Here is a 16,576-nt window from a genome sequence, read left to right as displayed (position 1 = left end):
AAGAATGAAAGTTATCACAAATGATGCGGTTTTTTTCTAGGAAATACCGCAGTCTTGAGAGATACACTCAGGTTTACCATAAATAAACTTTATTATCATGAATCAAAGTTTTTTTCAATGTCATTAAGAATTTCATTTAAAAATAAAAGTACTTGATTATAATCTTCAATTAATCTTTTTAAGATATAAATAAATGGTACTCTCATATTTAGTTCGAAGTTTGTCAACGAAGTAATGTTTTGTGAACTTCTATGAGTCATAGAGTCTCTCATATCTTTTAAATAAGAATGGTTACCATTCCACTTTCCATTTATATTGGAAACATCATTATCTTCCGTTAAATAATCAAATCCTTTTTTGGCAAAAGGTCTAGCACTTTTCCCCTGAGCTCTATTATTAAAAAAGGATTTATAATAAATTTTGTCATATGCAATATATTCTTCCCAATAAATGTTGCATATTTGTGCAAGTAAGTCCCATAGAATACTAGTTATAAACAACATATTTTCCATATAATAAATAACTTTAACCTCATCTTTAACAGCTACTTCCATTGGATTAAACGTAGAATATATGTTTTTCCAATTATATTCCAAGATTTTTTCAAAAGAGAATTTAATTTTTCTATCTAAATCTTTTATATTTTTTCGTTTGTCAAAATAAGCTAGACAATTTCTCATCTTCGATGAAACTCATAAATACTTCCAATGGTGTCCTATAACCAAGAGATTTTCTAGGTCGATTATTTAGGGAATGTGCAACTTGAATAATATAGTCGTCTGTAACTGTGTTGAAATCCATATCTTTGTCCAGACCGTTTCTTCTAAGCATTCCATTTGAATGTTCATTAAGACCACGCTGCGAAGGTGTACCTGGATCAGCAAAAAAGATAGATATATCGTGTGGGTTACTGATTGACTTCCAGCTGGAAAACTCTTTACCGCAGTCGAATGTAATGGATTTAAAGAGACGATAAGGTAAAGCCGAAAACATACTGTTTAATGCTTTTTCAATGTCGGATGCCTTGCGACCTTCCGGTCGTAAGGTGATGATCATCTTAGAAACGCGTTCAACAAGGGTGATGACTGCGCTACCATGGTGACGACCAATAATCGTATCGCCTTCAAGATGACCGAACGCTTTATCAAAGTCAGGAAATTCAACTGTTCTTTCTGAAATGTGACGTTTGAAAGTCTGACGACCTCTTTTCTCATGATGACTGTTAGGCTTTCTTTTCCCTTTCATCGGAAGTGAGTGAACAGGAAGAATATCTTCTCTGAACATTCTGTACAGAATTTTAACAGAACAGCTGATAGATTCTTCATTTCTGCCTATGATGGTGTCAGGTGTCCAGCCGTCGGCTATCCTTTTTTGAATATAACTGATCTGATGCTTAGGAAGGACGATTCTACGTCTTCTGCAAAGAGATTTTCTTTTCTTATCGTTCTGATAGAATTCCAGTACAGATATACCTGCTTTGAGTGCATTAATTACATTATAGACGATCTCTCTTTAACGCTTAATTCTCCGGCAGATCTCACTGACCGAAATTTTCTGGTGGTAATATAATTCTATGGACGCAAGTTCATCCGTGGTAAGATGTGTATAGGCCATTTGTGCTAACTCCTTAATGTTTTCTTTGGTCGGAAATACATATTAAGTTTAGCACAGAAGGCTTTTTTAGTTGTCTAGCTTAATTTTACAATCTGCGTACATTTAAATTTTTTAAAGCACACCGTAGGTGGCTAACTTGATTATAGAATTTCTCTAAATTTTTTAATAAAATATAATCGGAAATTCAGCTAAAAATTTGGAACTTTAAAATTGATACTTATAAACTTATTTCTCGTTAAAAAGGTAAAAAATATAAATATATTTAATTATGGAGAGGAAGTTTGGGATGAAAAATATCATCATCAAAGGTGCACGACAAAATAATTTAAAAAATGTTTCGTTAAGTCTTCCAAAGCATCAATTGACCGTTTTTACAGGAAAATCAGGATCTGGAAAATCTTCATTAGTATTTAGTACGATTGCAGCTGAATCTGAGCGTCTACTCAATGAAACTTATTCTACATATATACAGAATCAATTAACTCATTATGAGAAACCTGATGTAGATTCCATTCAAAATCTTCCTGTTTCAATGGTCATTAGTCAGAAAAGACTTGGTGGTAACTCGCGCTCTACAGTAGGTACAATTTCCGACATTTATTCTGCTGTTCGTCTACTATGGTCTCGTATTGGTCAACCATTTGTCGGATATTCAAATGAATTTTCATTCAATAATTCGGCAGGAATGTGTGAGAGATGCCAAGGCTTAGGATATGTCGAGGAAATTGATATCGATGAATTGCTGGATTATGACAAATCTTTAAACGAACATGGAATTAATTTTCCTACATTCGGACCAGATCACTGGCGTGGTAAAAGCTATACGCATTCGGGTCTATTTGATAATGATAAGAAGCTGAAAGATTATTCGAAGGAAGAGATGCATCAATTACTTTATTTAGAGCCGACCAAACTGACCAATCCTCCTGAAGAATGGCCCCGTACTGCAAAATATGAAGGGGTCGTCTATCGATTCAGGCGACTGTTTATTATTAATGATGGCTATGAAAAGAGCAGGTGGCCGGATGAATATGAGCGTGTTGTAACGACAATGGTTTGTCCTAACTGTCACGGAAAACGTTTAAATCAACGTATTTTAAGCTGCAAAATTAACGGTGCAGATATTGCTGATTTTACAAATCAAAGTATCGTAGAAAATATCCTGTTTTTAGACTATCTTACTGATAAAACAGCTGCATATATTGTAAAGCCGCTTAAACAGCAACTTCAATCTCTAGTTGATATTGGACTTGGTTATTTGACACTTGGTCGAGAAACACCTACATTATCAGGTGGTGAATCTCAGCGTATTAAGCTTATTCGTCATTTAAGTAGCCCACTGACCGATCTCGTATACATTATCGATGAACCGAGTGTTGGACTGCATCCTGAAGATATTGAAAATATCAATCGCATAATTATGTCTATTCGGGATAAAGGAAATACAGTTATTGTGGTTGAACACGATCCTGATATTATTAAGATTGCAGATCACATTGTTGACGTAGGACCAGGTGCCGGTAAAAATGGGGGTAGAATTACATTTGAAGGAACATACGATCAACTTCTCGACTCCCACACTGCGACTGGACAAGAACTCAAAGAAAAACATCAACTAAAAGTTCCAAGGTCATCTCAAGAAATGATTCATATCGGTCCAGTTACAAAAAATAACGTCAAAAATGTTGAAGTGTATCTCCCTAAAAATGCTATTTCTGTTATTACAGGGGTTGCTGGTTCTGGTAAGAGTACGCTCATAAAAACTGGGTTTAAACAGATTAAAAATGTTATATTCATCGATCAAAAAGCTATTAATGCTTCAAATCGTTCAAATATATTAACTTATACCAATACATTTGATGAATTACGAGCATTTTTCAGTAAGGAGACAGGGCTAAAGAAAAGTATGTTCAGCTATAATTCTGAAGGTGCTTGTCCAAACTGTAAAGGAAAAGGAATTCTTAAAACAGAACTTGCGTTTATGCCTGATTTTTCACAAGTTTGTGAAGTATGTCATGGAACACGTTATAGACAGGAAGTTCTAGATGCTAAAGTAGATGGTTACTCTATTGCAGATGTCTTACAATTAACGGTGGAAGAAGGAATAAATTACTTCAATACACATCATAAAATTCTGGAGATATTAAAATCCCTCGCTGCCACTGGTCTAGGCTATATGACACTTGGACAATCATTGGACACACTTTCAGGTGGAGAAATTCAACGTGTAAAGCTCAGTGCGTATTTAATCAATCAAGTGACTGACCACATCTTTATTTTTGATGAACCAACAACAGGGTTACATCAAAGGGATATCCATGTGCTGATCGAATTATTTAATCAATTAGTGGATGAAGGTAATACCGTCGTTCTAATCGAGCATAACTTGTCAATGATGACAGAATCAGACTGGTTAATTGATATGGGACCAGCTGCTGGTCAACAAGGAGGAAGATTATTATACAGTGGTTACCCAGAAGGTGTCCTTAGCATACAAGATAGCGTAACTGGGAAACATTTATCTAATTACATTCAAAAATAAAGGGAGTGTATTTAGTAGTGAAAAAAGTAAGATATTTTTAGTGATGGTAAAGTAAAAGCAAGTATATGTAGTAAGAAGATATACTAAGCTGATACTTCGTTTGGGCAATATGTGCCCTATCCTTAATAAAGATAGTGAATTAATAGGTATTCACATAGTGATTTGACCCCCTCCAGGTTTACAGATGAAATAAAACATCTGTAAACCTGGAGGGGGTTCTTTATGACTACCAGACATTTTTCGGCCGAAGAAAAGCTGGAAATCGTTCTAGAATTGAATAAAGGGACACCGATAAGCCATGTATGTAAAACATATCCGGTGAATCCTAAATCAGTGAGAGAATGGAAGGAAAAATATGAGAAGCATGGATGGGGCTGAGGGATTAAAGAAACGAAAGAAACACAGAACCTACACCCGCGCATTTAAAGAAATGGTCGCAAAAGAGTATCAGACGGGCAGTATTTCCATTTATGAACTCGCATGCAAATACGATATACCGTCAAAAACAACTGTACGACAGTGGATTATACGTTACAATAATGGTGAAGAAATAAGAACGACGAGAGAGGGGGCTTCACCATTGACTAAAGGACGGAAAACAACGGTTCAGGAACGGATTGAGATCGCAAAACATCATGCTCAGGGGGATGTCAGTTACCGAGAACTGGCTGAACGGTTTGATGTGAGCTACCAGCAGGCGCGCACCATTGTGATAAAATACCGGGAATATGGTGAAATGGGACTCGAAGATAAACGCGGCCGCAGGAAATCAGAAGATCAGCTGACGGAAACGGAACAACTAAACCGGGAGATTTCAAAACTCAGAGCAGACAAGCGAAAACTTGAAGTGGAAAATGCCCTGCTAAAAAAGTTGGACGAACTCGAGAGGAACTAAAATACAGCCGGGTTCAGAGTCATCAACTTCACACTGCCATCACAGCCCTGCATAATGAAGGCTACTCCATCTCTGAATTATGCCGGGCGGCGGGTATTTCAAGACAGGCGTACTATCAGTATCAGAAACGCAGTGCATCGGCTTCTGAAACAGAGAACGATTGGATTGCGTCAAGGATAGCCGAATTCTATGTCGAAACAGAGGGCATATACGGCTATCGTCAGATGTGTTATGAAATCAACAAAGCACATCAGACGCACTATAATAAGAAACGCATCTACCGGCTGATGACACAGATGGGCTTACGGTCGGTGACCCGGATCAAAAAGCAGCAGTATATGCCACACACACCGCAACAGGTCGCTGAAAACATATTAGACCGGGATTTCAATGTCGACCACGTGAACGAGAAATGGTTAACCGATGTGACGGAATTTAAAGCGCTGAGTGGAGAAAAAGCCTATCTCAGTGCCATTATCGATTTGTATGATAATAGTATCATCGCCTACAAATTCGGACGCTCTAATAATAATCAGCTCGTCTTCGATACGTTTAAAGCGGCGATCCAAAAATGTCCGGATGCGACGCCATTGGTGCATAGTGACCGGGGATTCCAGTACACCTCTTTTGGCTTTAAAAAAATTTTGGAGGCCCAGCAAATGTGCCAGAGCATGTCCCGGGTGGGAAAATGCATTGATAATGGACCAATGGAGGCTTTCTGGGGCAAGATCAAAGCTGAACGGTTCCATGTCAAACGCAAACAGAAGTATTACGACACCTATCACACGATCATCAAAGATATTATGTGGTATATCGAGTTCTACAACCACCGCAGGCCTCAGCACAAATTCAAGGGGTTGAGTCCGTTGGAATTTAGAGCATTAGCCGCATAAAAAAACTCCAGAGAATCTAGATTCTCTGGAGGGAAACATTTATATTATTTCATTTGTAAACCCAACTGGGGTCAGATCATAGCTGATAAATCTTTTTTTTCTTCTTTTGTTGTGGCAGATAGTGATTTAAAAGATGAAGTATTTGATCCTACTGAAATTATCATACATATTTTTCCTTTAGAAAAAGCCGATGAGGCTTATAAAGTATTTGATGAAAAACGAGAAATATTAAAGTCGTATTTAAACCGGAGTAATTATTCATAAAATTAAACGTTTAAGTAGTTTGATATAATTGAGCAATATATTTTTAATGTGTATATATTAAAGGTAAAATAGAATTATAGTTCTCACATATTGATGACGAACTCACTATTAAATTAGGAGGAATTTATATTATGACTAAGAAAATCGCAGTAGTATTAGACAATTTATTTGAAGATATAGAATTTACGAGCCCGGCTGAGGCTTTTGAAAAAGAAGGACATGAAATTACTGTTATTGGTAAAGAAGCTGGTAGTACAGTAAAAGGTAAACAAGGGAATACTGAAGTAACGATTGATAAAGCAATCGATGACGTTAAACCTGATGACTTCGATGCATTATTCATTCCAGGCGGATTCTCACCAGATATGTTACGTGGTGATGAGCAAGGACGATTCGGTGAATTTACAAAAGGATTTGTTGCTAATGAAAAACCTGTATTTGCAATCTGTCACGGACCACAGTTATTAATCGATACAGATTTATTAAAAGGTAAAAAGCTAACGGGTTACTTATCTGTACGTAAAGATTTAGAGAATGCAGGTGCAACAGTAGTAGACGAATCAGTTGTTGTAGATAGTAGTATCGTAACATCACGTACACCTGATGACTTAGAAGATTTTAATCGTGAATCATTAGCATTATTGAAATAGAATATAATCAAACACCTAGCAGACTATAGACTTTATATGGATGAAATTTCTAATTTGAGGAGGAGATAGAAAAATGGTTAATGTAGCGCTATTGGTTCGACTTGAAGCAAAACCTGGAAAAGAAGCGGAAGTTGAAAGCTTCCTACGTGGGGCCCTACCTGTGGTTCAGGAGGAGTCAGAAACGATCGCATGGTTTGCAATCCGACTTGGACCTACGACATTCGGAATCTTTGACGCATTCCCGGACGACACAGGTCGTCAAGCACACCTTTCTGGTCAAGTGGCTGCGGCATTGATGGAGAAAGCTCCTGAACTTTTCGTAGAGCCACCAGTGATTGAAAATATTGACGTCCTTGCTTCCAAGCTTCCTAAATAAAGTCATATTATCGTTGCCATCGTATCTGTCCTGAGACAGTGGATGGCAGTTTTTTGATTATTAGTTTTGGCGTGAGCTATATAAAGTGGAACACCTATAGGGAGGGGAAGCGATGGAGTTGAATAATGAATGGGAGCTCTTCAATAGTAAGCATTCAGCAGAATTGACTGAAATTGTGAAGAATGGAGAACAACAGTTAGACATTTTAGCAGACAAAATTGAAAAGATAAAGTTGGAAAAAAGATTTTTCCAGCTATAGAAGAAGAGACTAGCTTTCATGTATATAGAAAAGTGACGGCAAAAGCTTTTTATTTTCAGCTTTTCCATATCAGCTGGGGAAAATATAAAATTCATTATGAAATCGGTGCAGGCGATTATGAATCAAAAGGGTTTATGCTGCCCACAAAACTCCACGTTTTGATTGATGTAGAAGATAAAGAAACAAGAACAATAATGAACAGCAAGCCTAATGTATTTAAAGATTTTAACCATATACAAACCCATAATATTATAAAAGAATTTGTTATTGATTATTCAAGTCAGGAAGCTTTTAAAGCTATATTTCAAGATATAGAGAATGAGTTAGATAACTGGCATAAAAGTAATAAAAATGCACTGTTAAATGTTATACCTAGTATAAAAGTGTAAGGCTCATGATTGATGAAATTACAATTCTTCATATTTGAATAATGATAAAGCAAGAACATTTAAGCAGTGGCATAAGAATACGATATCAACGTTTTGTTGATATCGTTTTTTTTTTAGCAATATCACTGGTTAGGGCAATCGTATCACAAGTAATGAGGTTAATGGAGCCTTTTGGAATCTCAGGATTAACCGATACACTGAAAATTATCATAAATAGATAAAATATAACTATTTAATAATATTATCATGATATATATAAGGTTTGAGCTTGGTATTCTACCGAACTCAAACCTTAGAAGTCATCTAAAATTATTTTTTAAAATTCATGGTGTCAGCTTATAGATGGGCTTATCATTTATAAATTAAACATGTGATTCTGTTAGTTCTAAAAATTCTTCAATATCTTTATGCACTGAATCCAGTGCTTCTTGCCAGAAGTCTGGTTTTCTCAGGTCAACATTTAAGTGCTTTTCAGCAAGGTCTTCTGTAGTCATGCTCGCAGTATCGCGAAGAAGTGCAATATAGTCATCTTCAAGTAACGTTTCGTCTTCTAAGAAACGGTTGTATATACCTAAGCTGAAAAAGTATCCAAATGTATAGGGGAAGTTATAGAATGGTACACCTGTAATATGAAAATGTAACTTTGTTGCCCAGAACATTGGATGGTATGAACGAAGTGCATCTTGATAGGCTTCTTTTTGTGCTTCTTCCATCAGTTCTTGCAGTCTGTTGCTGTCTACAGTTCCCTGTTGGCGTTCATTATATAAATTGCGTTCAAAGATATAGCGTGCATGGATATTCATCATAAAAGTCGCACTTCTAGCAATTTTTTCATCTAGTAAGTTGATTTTTTCTGCATTGGATCTTGCATTTTCAATCGTTGCGTTTGAAACGACAAGTTCTGCAAATGTAGAAGCTGTTTCTGCAACGTTCATTGCGTAACGTTGGTTAAATAGTGGTAAATCACGCAGGACATAACTATGGAATGCGTGTCCGAGTTCATGTGCGAGTGTTGACACGTTGCTTGTGCTACCGGCAAACGTCATAAAAATACGTGACTGTTTAGATTCAGGAAGATTTGAACAGTATCCACCTGGACGTTTTCCTGGACGATCTTCCGCTTCAATCCACTGCTCTTCAAAAGCTCGATGTGCCATCTCTGCCATTTTTGGACTGAATGATTTAAAGTTATCGATAATAAACGTTGCTGCTTCATTGTAAGTATACCGCTTGTTAGTGTAATCACCTACGTCAACACTTGCTGTAACATCGAGCCATCCTAATTGATCAACACCAATTAGTTGCGCCTTTCGTTCAAAGTACTTTTTGAAAGGTGCTTTATTTTTTGTAATAGTATCCCACATCGTATCAAGTGTTTCTTCTTCCATACGGTTGTAGTCTAGTGGTACTTTCATATAATCTTTATAGTCGTGAAGTTCATAGTCGTTTAAACGGAATCCTGATAAATGATTTAGCGTTGTAGAGAATAAATCAGCTTTTTTCTTCCATGTTTCTTCCCAAGTTTTTAAAAGTTTTTCACGATGTTTTGGATTTTCTTCTGACTCCATCTTGTTTTCAAATTGACCGGCTGAATAATAAACGGTTTCATTATCTTCAGTTACTGGAATTTGAATAGAAGCGACGAGTTGATTGTACATATTATTCCAGCCCTGTAAGCCGTCTAGTGACAAATGATTGATGATTGTTTCTTCTTGAGTTGATAGTAAATCTTTTTCTTTTTGTCGTATTTCTTCTAACGGGAAATGCATCGGTTTAAAGAAATCTTCCTCTAACAGCTTGCTAAATTGAACTTCAGTCAGTGCACTGATCTTTTTATTTAAAATAATATTCTGTGATGAGAGGTCTTTACGTAAGTTCGCAATCGCATTTAAATTCTGCATTGCTTTTTGATCGGTAACATCTGCAGATACTAAACCATTCGCAAAACTCCCCATCTCACCAAGCGCGTTTGAAATTTTTTCATAGTGTTGTAAGATTCCTTTCAGTGACGTAAAATCATTTGAATGTTCGTCCAGCTCCCAATTATCGAGTTCGTGAGAAAAAGCTGTAATACTATCTCTTACTTCTGATAATCGTTTTTGGAAAGCTTCAGATCCACTTCCACCAGGAAATATACTCTCCATATCCCATTTTTCTTTGTAGTTCATCAATTACCTTCCTCTCTAAATTAAAACTGTATTTATTTTTATCATACAGGAAATGAATGTAGAGAAACATTAATCACGCTGATATACATTAATAGTCCGAGCATGCACCTATGCTAACGATAAAAATAAGAGCAATATTTGTAGAATTTAAACTAATGAGAAAAAGCGATTTTAATTAACACAGCAAGAGTTAGGATTGTAGATGAGATGACTCTTGTTGAAGTGCTTAGAAAGAGGAAAATTAAAAGTTCTGCGATTGATGTCCATGAAGAGTCAAAGATGAATCGTAATTTAATTGGCATGGAGAATGTAGTCTTAACGCTATATATTGGAAAATGTTTTACGTTTATAGTCGAATATAATATAGACAAACTTACTTTATATAAATTCAACCTGTATAATTTGTTCATTCACTAGTTTGGAGGATAACTAGAAGTGTATCATAAGTGATCCAGGAACTAGATTTGATTATGACAAGAAAACTTGTTATAAACTCACTGCCCTAAATTGTTAGAACGGTGAGTTAAGTATCAAGATACAATGAAATTTCTCGAATTATAAGTCTTTAAATTTCATCTTATCACTTTCTCTATTTTTATTTATCAAATCCTCTATATATAATCCCATAAGTACTACAACTTGAAATAGGATTAAACTAGCACCAAAAGTGAGTGACACTAAATGGTATAGATAGAGCTGTAGAAGCTATCAAAATAATGCATGGTAAATCCATTTATTCATCTGTTTGTTTTTAAAAAAATAAACTTCTAAAAGGCCGAAAGCTATACCTATTAACAAATATACTATTATATAATTATTCACTTTCTGAACCCTGATTTCTTTTTTGACATTGGAATGAATAATTAAATTTTCTCTGTCTGCCGCAAAATGATTTATATAAGCGAAAACCTGAGTCTCAGCTGTTAATGTTTTTTTGTGAGTTTTGACTTCATCCTCTTTTACCGGGTTATCAATAAGCAATTCAGCCTTTATAACCTTCGCTCTTGGGGCTCGGGGACATACGTTCTCAAAAGTTATTATTTTTTCTGGAGATATTTATGTCCCAGCCACAATATAAAAACACAACGTAAAATTGAGGTGTACCTAGGAATCATGCAGCTTAATATTTATCGAGTTCCAGCATTTCTCTAAACGTTTCACCGTTATAATCTCTTCTAAAAATGCCGCGTTTTTGCATTTCCGGAATGACTAAGTCGACAAAGTCTTCAAGACTTCCTGGGAGTGTTGGAGGCATCAAGTTAAATCCATCTGCGACACCTTCATTCATCCATCTTTCTAATTCGTCGACAATTTCTTCAGGTGTGCCAATGAGGGTTAAATGTCCACCTCCAGCTTTAAGATAACCGAGTAATTCTCTGACTGTAGGATTTCTGTCTTCTATAATTTCTAAAACAGTTTGATAACGTCCAACAGGTCCTTTGAATTCTTCGACGGGTGGCAATTTTGGTACTTTTTCGTCGAGTTTCCATGATTTTGTATCTTGCTGAATAAAGAATTCGAGCTGATTAAGTGCAGTATCAATTGGAAGTAGATTGTCTAATTTTGCTTTCTTTTCTTGCGCTTCTTCTCTTGTTTTACCCACGTAAGTCACTAGTCCTGGAAATACTTTGATATAGTTGTTTGGACGACGGCTTTCTTTTATGGCTTGATTTAATTTTTCACGATAAATATTTGCTTGTCTTAAGTTCCAAGAAACTGAATAGACGGCATCAGCATATTTCGCAGCAAGTGCAACACCTTCTTTTGAAGCCCCAGCTTGCATAGCAACTGGTTTACCCTCTTTTCTTAAAGGTAAAGTTAGCGGCCCTTTAACTTGGAAGTTTTCACCATTGTGATTGAATGGCTGAATATTTTTATTTTTAGTAATTGTGTTATTTTCTTTCTCTGGATTGTAGCTTTCAATTGACCACGATTCAAATAATTTATTCATGACTTCAGCAAATTCATCCGCTTTCTTATAACGAACGGCTCGCTCAGGTAATTTAGATATACTGTGGTTTTGTGCTTCGCGGTCGGTCATTGATGTCACTAGATTCCATCCCATGCGTCCTTTTGTTATGTGTTGCAGTGTGAGTAACTGTCTTGCTGTGGTAAATGGGTTATTAAATGTACCTGAAATAGTTGAAACAAGTCCAACGTTATCTGTGACCTTACTCATAGCAGTTAATGCAACAACTGGGTCAAAATAACTCGCTGGTAATTCTGTTGCACTATCTGCGGGGAAGGCTTGTGAATCTGCGAAAAATACGGCATCAAATTTTCCGCGTTCTGCAATTTTTGCCAGATTTTCATAATATTCAATTGTCGTGAATTCATTGACACTCGAATCATCTTCTAACCATGCTGCCTGATGATGACCCACACCATACATTAAAATTCCTATATTTAACTGTTTAGAATTATTCATAATATATACCGCCTAGTTCATAGTAAGTCCACCGTCTACCGTGATGTTTTGCCCTGTAATCCCATCTGCTGCCTCAGAACAAAGATAAACAACCATATTAGCAACGTCTTGTGGTGTTGTTACTTTTCTCAATGGTGTGGACTGTGCGATTAAATCAAATACTTCTGGTGTTGTGACTGCACTTGCGTCTGTTGTTTTCAGTAAACCGCCAGAAACAACATTTGCACGGATACCATACTGTCCAAGTTCTGCTGCAACGTTTCTGGTGAACCCAATTAAAGCAGCTTTTGCAGTGGTGTACTCGTGATATGGTACTACAGGATTTTGATATAGATTCGTTCCAATACTAATTATTGCACCGTCTTTACGTTCTAAAAACTGTGGCATTACACTTTGTGATACGTTAAATGCAGCTTTTAGTGTCCCGTCTAACTGTTGTTCATAATCCTTGTAAGTTAAATCTTTAAATGCTTTTTGAGCGGTTGGATCAAATTTAAAATTAACGAGTGCATTGTTTACAACGACATCAATCTGGCCGAAATGTTCAGTTCCTTTTTTTACTAATTGTTCAACTGCTTCACGGTCTGTAATGTCCGCTTGAATCGCAATCGCTTGTGCGCCAATTTCTTTTTGTAACTTCTCTGCTTCTTCCTTACTTTTGTTGTAGTTAATTATGACATTAAAGCCTTTTTCACTCAGTGCTTTTACGATATAGCTACCAAGTCCTCTTCCGCTTCCCGTTACTAAAACTGTTCTTGTCAAATAAATCACTCCTATAATTTTTTGAAATAAAAAAATACGCAACCTTCATAGGAAAGTTACGTATCGAGAGTAAATTATATGTCCACAAAGACATAGATATACAACTGTATCGATGTAACACTTTCCTACGCCAGTTTTAACTGGATCAGGTTCAAAGGGTCTGAGGTTACCCTCATCTCAGTTTATATAAACACCCCTAGTGCGAATCTATTCTATTTAACATCATTGTAGTACTTTACAAAGATACGTCAAGTAAACCACAAATTATTTGAATTGGAACAAACGCAATTCAAATTCAATTCTGTAACTGTACTGCTTTTAAGTTTTTATATGATTGAGTGAATGTTAAAAAGATAGTTATCAGCATAATTAAAATCTAATTTTATTTGCAATATTTAACTTTTTAGAGTAACTTGAGGTTATTGATTGGAAAATTAAATAGTTAAGACCACTGGAAGTGTCTTTGAAAAAGGCTGAGATTAAAGTGTAGACTTTGGGATTCCGGGAACCTGATACAGTTCATACTGGCGTAGGAAAGTGGCGAAAGTAATATATGTTGATACATACTTGCGCTGTTTTTCTATATAGAAAAACAGCGCTTTTTTTTATGTTAAGGGGTGACATAATGCTTATTGCAATTACACATTTTAAGATATTAATTTCCAAGGATATTATTCATTTCAATACGATTTCATCCTGTATCGATTATCTTTTACTTCGTACACCCATGTCCGACAACGAGTTATCATCGTTCCTTTGTCAGCTTATTCATTCAGGTTTTCCCAAAGAAAAAATCATCATTCATACTTCGACTAAATTGCTGGAATCTTTTCGTTTAACTGCCATCCACTTTAGAGAAAACGATCCAACTGCATTAACGTATAAAAAAGAACATCCGGATATTTCAGTCAGCATGTCTGCTCATTTACCTGAATCTGTCAAGAAAGCACAGGACAATCATCTCGACTTTGTATTATACGGCCATATATTTGAATCGAGTTCAAAGAAATCTTTGCCGCCGCGTACACATCAAGAAGTACGTGATGCACTGTCTTATGATATTCCTGTCGTTGCACTTGGAGGTATCAATTCAACAACTATCAATCAATTACCGGCAGGTTTCAGTGGTATCTCGGCAATTTCTGCACTTATGGATGCATCACCCAATCAAATCACCAGATTAAAAGAAGAATGGCAAATATTAAATTTTATGTAAGCAAATGCTACATTGCTTAGACATTATAATGTGGTTAATACATTTCCCAGCTGTCGCAGTACTTAAAAATCTATCACTTGAAAGGATGAAACAATATGCAGTGCACCGTTAACGGAGAACTCCATTATTTTGAAAAGGATATTACCATAGCTACCCTGCTGGACCACCTGGATGTAGATGATAATCGTATTGTAGTGGAACACAATGGGGAATTGATTAAAAAAAGTGTATTTAAACAACAAGCAGTGAAAAATAATGATCGACTTGAATTATTAGAATTTGTAGGAGGCGGATAATATGTTAGAAATTGGGGATTTAAAATTTAACTCAAGACTATTTTTAGGTACTGGAAAGTTCTCAGATGAGAAAATACAGGCCGCAGCAATTGAAGCGTCAGGTACAGAAGTGCTGACTTTCGCTGTCAGACGTATGAACTTATTTGATAAAGACCTGCCCAACCCGCTGGCAAATATTGATTTAAGAAAATACACGACATTTCCGAATACAGCAGGGGCGAAAACAGTGGAAGAAACTGTACGCATCGCAGAAATCGCAAGACATGCGGGTGTCTGTGACATGATTAAAGTTGAGATTATTGGTGATGATAAGACATTACTGCCTGACCCAATTGCGACATACGAAGCGTGTCAAATACTGCTGGACAAAGGTTATACAGTCTGTCCATATATTTCAAACGATGTCGTGCTTGCAAAAAGACTCGAAAGACTCGGTGTTCATGCGATTATGCCGCTCGCTTCTCCTATAGGTACGGGACGCGGTATTAATAATCCATTGAATTTAAGATATATTGTAGAACAATCCAGCATCCCTGTTATTGTGGATGCAGGAATCGGCTCACCAAAAGATGCGTGCTATGCTATGGAGCTGGGCGCAGATGCGGTATTATTAAACACCGCTGTATCGAATGCCAAAGACCCGGTTAAAATGGCAGAAGCGATGAAGCTTTCAATTGATGCAGGGGTACTGGGTTATGATGCAGGACGTATTCCGGTTAGGTATTCTGCACAGGCCTCAAGTCCCGCTGAAGGACTGGAGTTTCTTTAATGGAAAGATACGACAGGCAAATGAAATTTAATGACTTTGGAGAGAATAGTCAAAAAAATCTGATGTCAGCCACACTGATGGTGATGGGCGCCGGTGCACTTGGAACACACGTTTCTGAAATGCTTGTGCGTATGGGTGCAGGTAAACTCATCATCATCGATATGGATATTGTTGAAATGACCAACCTGCATCGTCAGGCTTTATATACTGAAAAAGATGCAGAAGATATGACGCTGAAAGTTAATGCTGCCAAAGAAAAATTGTGTCAGATAAACCGTAATGTTGAGATTGTACCGATCAATGCAGAAATAAATTCCAGTAACATCTCCGCAATCTTAAGAAAGTATCAGCCGGATATTGTAATAGACAGTATGGATCATTTTGAAATTCGATTTCTGATTAATGAAGCCTGTCATAAGCTTGATATCCCCTGGGTATATGGTGCCGCTGTAGGCAGTAAGGGAAGTGTGTACGGGATTGATTTTAAAGGACCATGTTTAAAGTGTTTGATGGAGACTCTGCCATCGACGGGGGAAAGCTGTGCAATCAACGGTGTGCTTCCTCCTGTAATTTCCCTCATTGCCAGTATGGAAGTTTCTGAAGTCATTCGTTATTTATCAGGAAAAGGTTTTTCCAAGCAGCTCATTACTGTAGATACTTTTAAAATCGGCTTTCAAACGATAAATATAGATGAATTAAAGAATGAAGACTGTGTGGTCTGTAAGAATCGGGTATATGAACAGTTGAATAAAAATATGCTGGCCACTGTACAATCTAATTGCGGAAGTGTATATACACTCAGGTTCGACGAATCGGTTTTCAATCAGGAGCTGCCCGGTAAAACTATCAGGGCAAGTGCATTTGTTAAGTTATTGACTTATAAAAAATATAAGCTGACCTTATTTAAAGATGGCAGAATGAATGTTCATGGCATCTCTCGAAAAGAAGAAGCAAATGCTTTATATCATGAAATGATTGAGAAACTGAGTGAATATCCTGTATAAAAATATAGTGTTAACTATCTCAAATAGATGAGTTTTTTATGTTGTTTTATA

The 16,576-nt window shown here is 36.5% G+C and carries 17 protein-coding genes, 3 pseudogenes and 2 riboswitches; of the genes and pseudogenes, 14 read left to right on the top strand and 6 right to left on the bottom strand.

Annotation, left to right across the window (positions count from 1 at the left end; all coding sequences use genetic code 11):
* Positions 1 to 95: 95 nt before the first annotated feature.
* Together ACKRAT_RS11445 and ACKRAT_RS11440 are read right to left on the bottom strand one after the other, a co-directional pair.
* On the bottom strand, positions 96 to 680 hold the full coding sequence (locus ACKRAT_RS11445) for a hypothetical protein (protein WP_411842517.1): 585 nt from the start codon (positions 678 to 680) through the stop codon (positions 96 to 98).
* Positions 655 to 1,614 (bottom strand): annotated as a pseudogene (locus ACKRAT_RS11440) (IS30 family transposase). The gene ACKRAT_RS11445 and the pseudogene ACKRAT_RS11440 overlap by 26 nt, the downstream one beginning before the upstream one ends.
* Before the next feature lie 286 nt (positions 1,615 to 1,900).
* On the opposite strand from ACKRAT_RS11440, the gene ACKRAT_RS11435 reads away from it, so the two are divergent.
* From ACKRAT_RS11435 to ACKRAT_RS11395, 9 genes and pseudogenes are all read left to right on the top strand, one after another.
* Positions 1,901 to 4,156, top strand: coding sequence for an ATP-binding cassette domain-containing protein (locus tag ACKRAT_RS11435; RefSeq protein WP_411842516.1), 2,256 nt, complete (start codon positions 1,901 to 1,903; stop codon positions 4,154 to 4,156).
* Between the two features lie 222 nt (positions 4,157 to 4,378).
* Positions 4,379 to 4,534, top strand: coding sequence for a transposase (locus ACKRAT_RS11430; protein ID WP_411842515.1), 156 nt, complete (start codon positions 4,379 to 4,381; stop codon positions 4,532 to 4,534).
* A complete protein-coding gene (locus ACKRAT_RS11425) occupies positions 4,512 to 5,051 on the top strand; it encodes a helix-turn-helix domain-containing protein (protein ID WP_411842514.1) in 540 nt (179 codons plus the stop codon). Before ACKRAT_RS11430 ends, ACKRAT_RS11425 begins: the two co-directional genes overlap by 23 nt.
* 32 nt (positions 5,052 to 5,083) lie before the next feature.
* Positions 5,084 to 5,944: pseudogene (locus ACKRAT_RS11420) on the top strand (IS3 family transposase); the annotation flags it as partial.
* A 126-nt stretch (positions 5,945 to 6,070) separates the two neighbouring features.
* Positions 6,071 to 6,198: pseudogene (locus tag ACKRAT_RS11415) on the top strand (glutathione-dependent formaldehyde dehydrogenase); the annotation flags it as partial.
* 141 nt (positions 6,199 to 6,339) lie between these two features.
* Entirely contained in the window at positions 6,340 to 6,858 is a 519-nt protein-coding gene (locus ACKRAT_RS11410) for a type 1 glutamine amidotransferase domain-containing protein (protein ID WP_092599864.1), read from the top strand.
* Positions 6,859 to 6,931: 73 nt separating this feature from the next.
* On the top strand, positions 6,932 to 7,234 hold the full coding sequence (locus tag ACKRAT_RS11405; RefSeq protein ID WP_012655943.1) for a putative quinol monooxygenase: 303 nt from the start codon (positions 6,932 to 6,934) through the stop codon (positions 7,232 to 7,234).
* Positions 7,235 to 7,346: 112 nt separating this feature from the next.
* Complete coding sequence (locus tag ACKRAT_RS11400) at positions 7,347 to 7,493, top strand: hypothetical protein (RefSeq protein WP_158241174.1); 147 nt, start codon at positions 7,347 to 7,349, stop codon at positions 7,491 to 7,493.
* A gap of 32 nt (positions 7,494 to 7,525) precedes the next feature.
* Positions 7,526 to 7,882 carry a hypothetical protein gene (locus tag ACKRAT_RS11395; RefSeq protein ID WP_092599861.1) on the top strand — a complete coding sequence of 119 codons (357 nt, stop codon included), beginning with the start codon at positions 7,526 to 7,528 and terminating at the stop codon, positions 7,880 to 7,882.
* 362 nt (positions 7,883 to 8,244) lie between these two features.
* Here ACKRAT_RS11395 and ACKRAT_RS11390 read toward each other — a convergent pair whose 3' ends face one another.
* Entirely contained in the window at positions 8,245 to 10,050 is a 1,806-nt protein-coding gene (locus ACKRAT_RS11390) for a M3 family oligoendopeptidase (RefSeq protein WP_411842513.1), read from the bottom strand.
* Between the two features lie 168 nt (positions 10,051 to 10,218).
* On the opposite strand from ACKRAT_RS11390, the gene ACKRAT_RS11385 reads away from it, so the two are divergent.
* The gene (locus tag ACKRAT_RS11385; protein ID WP_411844451.1) at positions 10,219 to 10,467 is read left to right on the top strand and encodes an NAD(P)-dependent oxidoreductase; all 249 of its coding nucleotides are present in this window, start codon (positions 10,219 to 10,221) and stop codon (positions 10,465 to 10,467) included.
* Positions 10,468 to 10,758: 291 nt separating this feature from the next.
* On the opposite strand, the gene ACKRAT_RS11380 is transcribed toward ACKRAT_RS11385, so the two are convergent.
* The 3 genes from ACKRAT_RS11380 to ACKRAT_RS11370 all read right to left on the bottom strand — a co-directional run bounded on the left by ACKRAT_RS11380 (position 10,759) and on the right by ACKRAT_RS11370 (position 13,240).
* Positions 10,759 to 11,031: a hypothetical protein gene (locus ACKRAT_RS11380; protein WP_411842512.1), complete on the bottom strand. Its 273-nt coding sequence runs from the start codon at positions 11,029 to 11,031 to the stop codon at positions 10,759 to 10,761.
* Positions 11,032 to 11,170: 139 nt separating this feature from the next.
* Entirely contained in the window at positions 11,171 to 12,478 is a 1,308-nt protein-coding gene (locus ACKRAT_RS11375) for an NtaA/DmoA family FMN-dependent monooxygenase (protein ID WP_411842511.1), read from the bottom strand.
* A gap of 12 nt (positions 12,479 to 12,490) precedes the next feature.
* Positions 12,491 to 13,240 (bottom strand): 3-oxoacyl-ACP reductase, encoded by a 750-nt coding sequence (locus ACKRAT_RS11370; RefSeq protein WP_069854476.1) that lies wholly within the window; start codon positions 13,238 to 13,240, stop codon positions 12,491 to 12,493.
* A gap of 105 nt (positions 13,241 to 13,345) precedes the next feature.
* A riboswitch (TPP riboswitch) is annotated at positions 13,346 to 13,448 on the bottom strand.
* Positions 13,449 to 13,683: 235 nt separating this feature from the next.
* A riboswitch (TPP riboswitch) is annotated at positions 13,684 to 13,793 on the top strand.
* Positions 13,794 to 13,865: 72 nt separating this feature from the next.
* Between ACKRAT_RS11370 and ACKRAT_RS11365 the strand changes: the two genes are divergently transcribed.
* The 4 genes from ACKRAT_RS11365 (at position 13,866) to ACKRAT_RS11350 (ending at position 16,525) form a co-directional block, all read left to right on the top strand.
* A complete protein-coding gene (locus ACKRAT_RS11365; RefSeq protein WP_026859296.1) occupies positions 13,866 to 14,456 on the top strand; it encodes a thiamine phosphate synthase in 591 nt (196 codons plus the stop codon).
* Between the two features lie 95 nt (positions 14,457 to 14,551).
* Positions 14,552 to 14,752 carry a sulfur carrier protein ThiS gene (gene thiS, locus ACKRAT_RS11360; RefSeq protein WP_026859297.1) on the top strand — a complete coding sequence of 67 codons (201 nt, stop codon included), beginning with the start codon at positions 14,552 to 14,554 and terminating at the stop codon, positions 14,750 to 14,752.
* Position 14,753: 1 nt separating this feature from the next.
* Entirely contained in the window at positions 14,754 to 15,521 is a 768-nt protein-coding gene (locus ACKRAT_RS11355) for a thiazole synthase (RefSeq protein ID WP_115885531.1), read from the top strand.
* On the top strand, positions 15,521 to 16,525 hold the full coding sequence (locus ACKRAT_RS11350) for a HesA/MoeB/ThiF family protein (RefSeq protein ID WP_069854480.1): 1,005 nt from the start codon (positions 15,521 to 15,523) through the stop codon (positions 16,523 to 16,525). Before ACKRAT_RS11355 ends, ACKRAT_RS11350 begins: the two co-directional genes overlap by 1 nt.
* Positions 16,526 to 16,576: the final 51 nt, after the last annotated feature.

The organism is Salinicoccus sp. HZC-1, from assembly GCF_046736035.1.
Lineage (GTDB): Bacteria > Bacillota > Bacilli > Staphylococcales > Salinicoccaceae > Salinicoccus.
The sequence above is the reverse complement of the archived record's forward strand: the minus strand, read 5'-3'. Positions and strand labels throughout refer to the sequence as shown.